The sequence below is a fragment of the Pseudoalteromonas sp. Ld19 genome (assembly GCF_045064135.1).
GTDB lineage: Bacteria > Pseudomonadota > Gammaproteobacteria > Enterobacterales > Alteromonadaceae > Pseudoalteromonas > Pseudoalteromonas aliena.
Map to the genome: position 1 here is coordinate 1 of NZ_JBISHA010000027.1, position 11,407 is coordinate 11,407.

Sequence of the window (11,407 nt, forward strand, 5' to 3'; positions counted from 1 at the left end):
GCAAGTTGTGGCGGTGACAGATAAAAGTGGTAATCAACGTTTGCTTGCTTACGCAAAAACGGTGGTAGAGGGAACATCAGAAGTAGAGTTGCTCGCTTCGTTAAAGCAGGCATTAGGAAGCGTGTTACCAGAATACATGATCCCAAGTCGCTTTATTTTACTATCACAGTGGCCGCAAACAGCCAACGGAAAAATTGACCGAAAAGCATTACCCGTGTCAGAAGAAGTTGATATATCGGGTGAGTATGTAGCGCCGCAAGGTGAAACTGAGCTCATATTAACAGAGGTTTGGGCCCATGTATTGAAACTGCCAAGTGATAAAATTAGTCGCAATGCTAACTTTTTTGAACTCGGAGGTCATTCATTATTGGTGATGAAGTTAGTGCAATCTATAGATCAAACTTTTAAAACAAGAGGTATTGCAATTAACAAAGTTGTTCAACTGCCAACCTTGTCAGCTATGGCTGTGATTATTGATAACCATAATGCTTACGAGTGGCAGGCTATTAGATCGCTCACAGATTCAGATACTGCGAAGTCAGTGGTAATTTATTTAGCGCCAGGTGCAGGGATGACCAGTGGTGGTTATATGGAATTGGCTAGGGCTATGCCGCACGTACAATTTATGAGTCTTGAACCAGTTGGTATGAGCCCTAATGATCCTCATATTGAGGACTGGGATACTTTATTATCAAGTTATGTTGAGGCTATTTTGTCGCATCGAAAAGAGTTAGTTGATTGTCCAGAGAAAATATTTTTAATGGGGCATAGCTCAGGTGGTGCTGTGGCGTTTGATGTAGCACTTAGATTAGAGTCGCTAAATTGTAATATTGAGGTGTTACTTTGTGAATGCTTAGTTGCGACAGATGACCAAGCTGAATTTCAGATGAGTGATGAGGAAAAGCAGGGCTTAATGTTGTCATATGCCCAACAGCTTAAACCTGAAGATTCTGATGAGCAACTCTTATCGTGGATTAACTTACCAATAACACAGCGTTTATTTGCTGTTTATTTTCAACAAGTGGATTGGTCTCGTTATTATTATCCGCAACATAAGTTACAAGGCCAATTAAGCATGATTATTACGGCTGAACTAGGTATGGACTATTGGCATGAAAAGCAAGCGCAGTTAGCGTCACATGCAAAGCAACCCATAAAAATGATCACGACGGAAGGACAGCATGTAACCATGGTTAGAAGTCCTTATGTTAGCCGTCTAGCAGTGAAATTAAATCAACTATTATCTGCTTAAATTATATGAAAATCTCAGCGTATTAACATGATGCTAATTGCGTGATACGTAGATAAACCATTTCGAGATCATGGATGCTGAACTGATACTACAGTCAGAATTGGTGATTTTTACATTTTGTCTAAGGAAGAGGCATAACTGCCTCATCTATAATTATTACAAGGTTACTTTATGTTTTACAGGTTAGTTTTATTACACAAAAAACTACTCATTATTGCCACACTTCTGAGTGTTGTCAGTGCTTTATTTGGTATTAGTATCATTTCGTTAGTTAACTCAGAAATTGAGCAAGTAAGTGATCCCTCGTCCGATGCAATTAAAGGGTTGATGATATTTTTTGCTACTTTGACTGCGTTTTTAACTTTTAGTGTGATCTCCCAATATATACTGACAAAACTGTCTGTTCAGATCATGGTAAGTATAAGAGAAAATATGGTTCAACGGGTGCTATCTACGAGTTATGAACAGATTGAAAAGGTGGGTGGACATCGTATTTTTGCGACTTTGACCAAGGATATTGAAGCACTTACAGCAACCTTGAGTGCTGTACCGCATGTTGCCTATAATTTGGCAACAGTATTACTGTGCTTTGCTTACATGGGTTATCAATCATGGCAGTTGTTTTTATGGGTGGGTGGTGTGTTAGTGCTTGCTATGATAATAGCACAGTTACTAATGAATGTTGGGATAGGGCGTTTTAAAGCAGTACGTGAACTGGACGACAACTTATTTAAAAACTTTCGTGCGTTAATTGATGGTGGTAAAGAACTAAATATTAATTTTAACCGTAAACGCTTTTTCTATAATGATGTCGTTACACCTAATATTGATCAAATCAAAACGTCTACTATTTCTGCTCACCTTATTTTTATTATTCTTAGCAATTGGACTAATCTGATTTTATTCCTTGCATTGGGATCGGTAGTATTTGCTTCTCAATTGTTTTTATCCGGTATTGCTACTGAGGTAGTAGTAAGTTTTGTATTAACTTTAGTTTATCTGATTGGACCTATGACTGTGCTATTTAATACATTTCCAGTGGTTGCTGAAGGCATCGTATCTAGCCAAAAAATTGAAAAGTTACAACTTTCTAATGATGTTTTATTTGAGCATATGAATAGCACTGTAACACCTTCGTACGAATGGACAAATCTGGATATTGAATCAGTCGGTTATGAATATAGTCGAGATGATAATGATGAATATAACTTCTCTATTGGACCTATCAATTTGAGTGTTGAGCGTGGTGAAGTGATTTTTCTGATCGGTGGTAATGGGTGTGGTAAATCTACTTTTGCGAAAGTACTGTGCGGTCTTTATACGCCAACAAGTGGCGAAATCAGACTTGATGGCAAGCCATCTACGTTAGATATGGATCAGTATCGTTGTCACTTCAGCACTATATTTTCAGATTTTTATTTGTTCGATCAAGTTATTGATGCGAAAGGTATATTGGCTGATGATGATAAGATTCGTAAATACCTAGTGAAACTTAAACTTAATGAAAAAGTAACGGTACAAAACGGCATCCTCTCGACCACCGAATTGTCTCATGGACAAAGGAAAAGGTTGGGGTTGTTATTATCTTATATGGAAGATGCACCTATTTATATCTTTGATGAATGGGCTGCAGATCAAGACCCATACTTTAGAAATTTCTTCTATTCTGAGTTGTTAACTGAACTTAAAACATTAGGAAAAACCGTATTTGTGATCAGTCATGATGAGCAATATTTCACCTTTTCAGATCGCATTTTAAAATTCGAAAGCGGTCAAATGAAAGAAATATTACGACCGTCTGATAAGGCTGCCACTAGAGAATCAGTTGCCTTAGTGTAGTTGTATTTTGACCAGATAAATGTTTGCCTTGAATATGGGCTTGATAGTTTCACGATCTTCGCGTTGCGAGGCTCGGTTAGCATGGATTGACTAATAATGAATAATATACAATACCCCTTTACATCTACTCAACAGCCAGTTTGGATGGATCAAGTGTTCAAACCAGAGTCTCCCTTGTATAACATTGGCGGTCGATTTGAATTGATGGGTCAGGTAGATCCTAAGCGACTACAATATGCTTTGGATTACGTGATAGCTCATACTGATGTGTTTAAAATAAATATTGTTAGTCAGGGGACTGAGGCCAATCAATACATTAACCCAGAATTTAAGTATACTTTGAAGTGTATTGATTTTTCTGAATATAATGATGCGAAACAACGAACAATCGATTATTGTCAAACTCAAATGGCAACTCCATTTAATATTCAAGGTGACTGTTTATGGCGTTTACATTGGTTAAAAATTTCTAATCACGAGAGTGCTTTGTGTGTGATTTTTCATCATTTGGTTGTTGATGGTATTGGCGGCAGCTTATTCCTAGAATACCTCAGTGAAACTTACGTAAAAATGGATGAAAATGGTAATCTAACCGACAGTGTCGCAGAGCGCCCTTCTTATTTGAAGTTTTTTGACAAAGACATAGCTTATAAAAATTCAAATAAATTTTTTAAAGATCAAGCATACTGGCAAGCTAAATTTAAATTACTACCGGATCCTTTGCTACTTAAAAAGACTAATCGTTACGATGATCAACCTTTTGTTAAATGTGAATATGAATTAACACAGCAGCAATTTGATCAAATCCAAATTTTAACCGCTGAATATGGATGCTCTCCAACTCATTTTTTTACAACCTTGATAGCTGTTTATTTCTCTTTGATGAGTGATGGTAGAAACTTAGTTAATATTGGCATGCCAGTTCACAATCGCAGTTCAGCACAATTACGTAAAACGATAGGAATGATGGCGTCAGTCATTCCGATTGCAGTGGAATTTGAGCGTAGTAGTAGCTTTGCGGATATTTTTATTGCTGTTGCGGCTGAATTGAAACGTGCTTATAAACATCAAAAATATCCACTACATGAAATAATTCGTCAGTTACGACCTGTGAATGATGGAAAGGGTCAGTTATTTGACATTCATTTATCGGTAGAAGATTATCCATCAGAAAACCAATTCTGTAATGTAGAGAGTCGAAAAGTGCCATTGAATAGCGGGTATGGTTCACACCCTTTATCAATTTATGTCCGCAGTCATGAAAAAATAAATAATGTGCAGATTGAGTTTAATTTCGACCGTAATTTTTTTGCAGATGAAGATATTTCTCGACATGTTACTCGTTTAACAACCATGATTTCTGAAGTCGTTAATATGCCAACTATGCTAATTGGTGATTACACATTGGCAACCAAAGAAGAAATAAATCAACAGTTATTCGACTGGAATGATTGCGATGTTAGTTATGATAAAAATTTGACGATTCATCAGGTATTTGAGCGTTGTGTTGAGAAAAATCCTGATCATATTGCGGTGGTATTTGGTCAACAATCTTTTACATATGCGCAATTAAACGTACAAACAAATAAGCTCGCAAGCTATTTAGTTGAACAGCAAGGTGTGACACCAGGTAGCTATGTTGGGATTTGCCTTAATCGTTCAATCGAGATGATAATAGCTATTTTAGCTACGCTAAAGTCTGGCGGTGCTTACGTTGCACTAGATCCAAATTACCCAAGTGATAGACTGACATACATGATGGAAGATTCAGGTATTACTTTAGTCTTATCCAATGAGTTGTGTAGACAGTCACTCGACTTTTCTCAGCTACAAGTAATTGAACTAAACAACCTCATCATGAATAGTGAAGCTGCCCCTTGGGCAAATTATGCTGAACAGAACTTTTCTATAAAATGTTTGCAGCAACCGGATGATTTAGCCTATCTAATTTATACTTCGGGCTCAACAGGTAAGCCTAAAGGGGTTATGTGTACCCATCAAGGGATAGTTAATTTGGCACAAAACCAGCGTGCTCAATTTAACGTAAAATCTACTAGTAAAATATTGCATTATGCTTCAATTAGTTTTGATGCAGGCACTTGGGATTGGGTGATGGCACTGCTAAATGAAGCCACTTTGGTGATTAGTAGCGATAGCGAACGACTTGATCCAAACCAAATTGAACGGTTGTTTAAGGTACAGGGAATTACTCATGTAACTTTACCACCTGCATTCCTTGCCAATATAGCTTGTACAGATGATTATGCATTGCAGTGCTTGATTGTGGCTGGAGAAGCATGTGAACAAGAGCTAATGAATCGATGGGCAGAAAAATATGATTTCTATAACGCATATGGTCCATCGGAATCATCGGTTTGCGCCACGGTATGTAAGTTATCAGTTGATACTGATATACATATTGGTAGGCCTATTAGTAATGTTTCATTATTTGTGCTTGATGAACATCAAAAAATGCTTCCAATTGGTTCTATCGGCGAATTATATATTGGTGGTGTTGGATTGGCTAAAGGGTATCTCAATAAACCGGATCTAACTACTGAAAAATTTGTGGTTAATCCTTACTATACAGATAATTCTAACAGTGGACCGCGTTTGTATCGTAGTGGCGATTTGGTACGTTATTTACCTTCAGGTAATTTAGAATTTGTTGGCCGTACTGATGATCAAGTTAAAATTCGAGGCTTTAGGATTGAGCTTGGTGAAATCGAACATGGGCTAAATCAACAAATTCTGGTGCATTCATCAGTCGTATTGACAAAGCGTCAAGGTGGCACTAATCAATTAATTGCATATGTGATACCTACACAAGCAGTGTCTGATAATCAAGTTGCGGGATTTATATTAGAATTGCAAAGTGAGCTAGAAAAATATTTGCCTGCACATATGGTACCGAGTTGCTTTACAGTGTTAGAGCAATGGCCGGTTACTCCAAATGGCAAAATAGATAAGAAAGAATTATTGTCGCTGAGTACAATTACTTTACAAGGGGAATATATAGCCCCTGAAACTGAAATGGAATTATACCTAGCAGCTCTCTGGTCTGAATTATTAGATGTTGAACAGGTCAGTGCAGCAGCTAATTTCTTCCAATTAGGTGGTCATTCACTGCTGCTGATGCAACTCGCTAGTAAACTCCAAAGTCAGGGAAGAAATATACAGGTACATACTTTGTTTACTACGCCGACATTAAGAGAAATGGCGACATGCTTAGATAGATATACAGAGGGAGTAAACGACTTTAAAGTACCACAAAATGGCATTCCTAAAAATTGTGAATACATTACACCAAATATGCTATCTCTGGTTGATTTATCACAGCAAGAAATTGATATAATTGCAAATAAAGTGCCTAGTGGTTATAGCAACATTCAAGATATTTACCCACTAGCGCCGTTACAAGAAGGGGTATTGTTTGTCCATACTTTGAATACCAATCAAGACCCGTATGTTACGACCGCAGCATTTGAGTTTGTTGATGATGTACAACTCAATCATTTCAAAGAGGCATTAAAGTCTATTATTACTAGGCATGATGTACTGAGAACAGCTATTTTTTGGCGAGGTAGAGAAAGTGCCTTACAAGTAGTATTGAATGAAGCAAAATTACCTATTGCAACGTTAACTTTTGATGATAAAAGCATTTTGAAAGAGAGCTTCATGGCTTATGTTGATGAACATCAACATAACTTGGATTTGGAAGCTGCACCGCTTATGAAATTTACGGTGACAGAATGCGACCTCGATGGAAAGTGTTATGCATTGCTGACTTTCCATCATTTGATCACGGATCATGTTTCTTTAGATATCTTAGTGACGGAATTGCAACAATTATGTGTTACGAAGAAAATTGAAGTCCCAACACAAGGATTGTATCGAGAATTTATCGCTCGTACCTTCGCGCATAATGAAAGATTAAATGTTAGTGCTTTTTTTAGTGAAAAACTGGGTGATGTGACGATGCCTACCTTGCCATTTGAGCTAGCTGAAGTGACAGGGAACGGTATTGATATAATTGATCTGCACATCAATTTAACACAACTGCTCAGTGCTGAAATCAGAGAGCAAGCGCGCCACCATCTTTTTAGTCCTGCGGTTATATTTCACCTAGCTTGGGCTAAGGTTGTAGCCGCTTGTTGTGGTAGTGATGATGTTGTATTTGGTACTGTGCTATCTGGAAGAATGAATGGTATGCCAGGTATTGATAGTATGATGGGAATGATGATCAATACTTTACCGCTTAGAGTAAAAATGCAGCAAGGTGGTATTTTGCAGCAGTTACAACAAGTGGATAGTGAATTAAAGGCGTTGCTGCCCTATGAGCAAGTATCACTTGCTGAGGCACAAAGTTATAGCAGTATTCAAGGTAACGGTACTTTATTTAGTGCGATATTAAACTATCGTCATTCTGCCGCAAAAGAAGATAATATAACCTCGCAATATGGTAATGAGCATTGGAATTTATTAAATGCGAGAGAAAGAACTAACTATCCATTTGGTGTTTCTGTTAATGATCATGGTCAAGGTTTCTCACTTGAATTTCAAATTGAAAAGAGTATCACAGCGAAGCGTATTTCTGCTTATATGCAAACTGCATTAGAGAAAATCGTAACTGAATTATCTGGCCGTTGTGATAGTAGTGAACAGTCGAGGTTTGTATTACCTAAAAGAGAACTGCAACAGCAGTTAACTGATTTTCAGGCTGGTGCTGCAAGCTACCCACGAGAAGCTTTAATTCATCAATTATTTGAGCAACAAGCGAACAAAACACCTTATGCGATAGCGGTAGAATGTGGGAAACAGAAACTGAATTATCAGGAACTCAATGAACGTGCTAATCGATTAGCGCATTACTTAAGAGACACATACCATGTAGGCGAAAATAAGTTGGTTGGTTTGTGCATTGGTCGCTCGGTTGACATGCTGGTAGCTACATTAGCGATTTTAAAAGCTGGTGGTGCATATTTGCCTTTGGATCCAAATTACCCGCAATCACGCCTTTCATATATGCTTGAAGACAGTGCAGTGTCAGTCGTTCTTACTGAAAAGCGGCTTGAGGAACAACTAGCTTTTAGCACGGTACAATTAGTTTCTTTGGATAGTAAGCAGGTATTATTGGATCATCAAAGCAGTGATGAATTGATTGCGGTTAAAGGCATTACATCAGCGTCACTTGCATATGTAATTTATACCTCTGGTTCAACAGGAGAGCCTAAAGGAGTAATGACGCCACATCGCGCGGTTAATCGTTTGGTCCATACACCTAATTTTATGACGTTAGATCATGATACCGTATTTTTACAATGCGCTAATATTGCTTTTGATGCGGCAACATTGGAAATATGGGGTCCTTTACTGAATGGTGGACGTTGTGTTCTTTTCCCTGACGAATTTATTACTATTGAGCGATTGAATTCGGTAATAGCAGAAGAAAATATAACTGCGATGTGGTTAACTTCGGGGTTATTTACCGAATGGAGCAAAGGATGTCAATCGAGTTTGGGGCTGGAATATATACTGGCCGGTGGTGACGTGTTAAACCCGAAAGCGGTAAAATTGGTACAAGCAGCTTTACCTAAAGTTCAAATAATTAACGGTTATGGCCCGACAGAAAATACTACATTCACCTGTTGTTATTCCATTCCAAGAGGTAGAAACCTATCGACAGGGGTACCAATAGGTCAAGGTGTACAGGGAGATGTTGTACTTATCTTGTCACCACAAGGAGACTTATTACCGGTAGGTGTCGTTGGTGAACTATATGTTGGTGGTGATGGTTTGGCATTAGGTTATCTTAATCAATTAGAATTGACTGATACTAGCTTTGTTGCTAACCCTTATAATATAGGGTTTGGAGGAGCCAAAACGCTTTATAAAACCGGTGATTTAGTACGTTACACTGAAGATGGATTGATAGAGTATGTTGGCCGAGTTGATGACCAAATTAAGATCAGAGGTTTTCGAGTTGAGTTGGGGGAAATCGAGAAAAAAATAAATGCGCTGACCAACATAGCGCACACCGTAGTGGTAACTCAAAAAGATCTTAGTGGTAATGCTTGTATTGTGGCATATGTGGAATTAAAAAGTTCCAAAATAGTTTCGCAAGATATTGATAATGCAAATGAAATCACTCTTGCGTTAGCCGCAGACTTACCATCCTACATGGTGCCAGGTGCTTTTGTTTTCGTTGATGAATGGCAGTTAACGCCAAATGGAAAAATTGATAAGCGTGCATTGCCTGAACCAAATCTGAGTGCAAGACAAAGAAACTATATTGCACCACAGGGATCAAAACAAAAACTATTAGTACTTATTTGGTCTGAATTACTTGGTATAGATGAAACTAAGATTAGTAGTGATGCAAATTTCTTTGAACTGGGAGGGCACTCACTACTTGTCATGAAAATTCATGCCAGATTGAAAAAAGCAGGTTATGAAGTAGAAACGCTAGCGATATTTAAGGCTCAGACGTTGGCAGATATGGCATCAACATTGACTACGCTTGATGAGACTAAAATCTATCAGGTTCCAAAAAATATTATTCCTAAGGGTGTTAAAACAATTACAGCGGATATGTTACCGCTGATTGAATTAGAGCAACAGGATCTCAATGAAATTTGTCTAAGGATACCTGGAGGTGCTGAAAATATACAGGATATTTACCCACTAGCCGCATTACAAGAAGGCATCTTATTTACACATACATTAGAGCAGAAATACGACCCTTATGTGATTTCTGCTTCTTTAACTTTTAGTGATAATCAGGCATTTGTTAAATTTGTTTGCGCGCTAGAGCTGGTCGTAGCACGTCACGATATTTTACGCAGTGTCATTTTATGGCGTGGACGAGATAAGGCTGTACAAATAGTACAACGAACAGTTGACTCTTTGGTTGAAAATCTTAAATTTGATACAAATCAAAGAGCTTCAGTCGCTTTTGCAGATTTTGTAACAACTGGCAATCATAAAATTGATATTGAAGAAGCCCCTTTGCTTCGCCTACAAGTATTAGTAGATGAATCAGATGGCAAGGTTTATGCCTTGTTTAAGCATCATCATTTGATTACAGATCATGTTTCTGTTGGGTTAATCCTTGAAGAATTATCTATGTGTATTGAGGGCCGAAACGATGAATTACCTGTACAAGTGCCGTATAGGGAGTTTGTTGCTAAATCTCTGTACAGAGCAGAAACACTCGATAGTGAAGCTTTTTTTAAGTCACGATTAGGTTGTGTGGAAGAATCAACTTTGCCGTTCGGATTTACAGACATTTTAGGAGATGGTTCAAACTCGCAAGAATTGAGTTATCCGCTCAATACATTGTTAGGTAAGCAAATACGTATTATTTCAAGCCAGCAACATATGAGTCCAGCGGTACTTTTCCATGCAGCTTGGGCCATCGTACTGTCACATTGTTGTAATATGAAAGAGGTTGTATTTGGTACTGTCTTTTCAGGTCGCATGAGTGGTGAACAAGGTATTGATCGTATGTTGGGGATGTTGATAAATACATTGCCTATTAAGATCAATTTAGATGAAATAACCACGACAGCGTTATTAGAGTATATACATGCAGAGCTACAAGCGTTAATTCCTTATGAACAAGTATCTCTAGCGGATGCTCAAAGCCATAGTCTAATTGAACCTGGTTCACCATTATTTAGTACTACATTAAATTATCGTCATTCACAGAGAGTGGCAGATGACAATCAGGCACAATTATACCAAATTGAAACCGTACAAGAGCGGAGTAATTATCCACTAGATTTATCGGTGAATGATTTTGGTGATGAATTTACTTTAGATTTTCAAGCTAGTATTGGAGTGCCGTTAGAGTTAGTGGTTGAATTGATGAATACTGCGTTGGAAAGCTTGGTGATAGATGCACAACAGATGGCATCAACACAAGTAACGAAATTAGCTATATATTCTCAAGATCATGAACAAACATTGATTGCACAGCAATGTGGTCCAAAAATTAAATTTACGTCAAATAGTGTGCACCAACTGATCGAGCTGCAGGTTGAGAGATCTATGGACAGAATTGCGGTTAGTTATAATCGCGATTTTTTGAGTTACAGAGCATTGAATGAACGCGCCAATCAACTAGCACATTATTTGCGTGTACAACATCATGTTGGACCGGATACGTTAGTTGGATTATGCGTTGAACGCTCACTTGAAATGATGGTTGGGGTACTGGCAATTTTAAAAGCTGGAGGGGCTTATGTGCCACTGGATCCTGCTTATCCTAAAGAGCGTCTTGCCTTTATGATTAAGGACACTGGATTATCAGTG

3 protein-coding genes are annotated in these 11,407 nt (G+C 38.0%); all 3 read left to right on the forward strand.

Features of this window, described 5'->3' with window-relative positions; translation table 11 throughout:
* Nucleotides 1-1,252 (forward strand): alpha/beta fold hydrolase (locus ACJJVZ_RS19920; RefSeq protein ID WP_405621718.1); only part of this gene is annotated, 1,252 nt, incomplete at its 5' end.
* A 171-nt stretch (nucleotides 1,253-1,423) separates the two neighbouring features.
* Nucleotides 1,424-3,091, forward strand: a complete 1,668-nt coding sequence (locus ACJJVZ_RS19925; protein ID WP_405596924.1) for a cyclic peptide export ABC transporter — start codon at nucleotides 1,424-1,426, stop codon at nucleotides 3,089-3,091.
* A 96-nt stretch (nucleotides 3,092-3,187) separates the two neighbouring features.
* On the forward strand, nucleotides 3,188-11,407 hold an 8,220-nt coding region (locus ACJJVZ_RS19930), incomplete at its 3' end, for an amino acid adenylation domain-containing protein (RefSeq protein WP_405621721.1).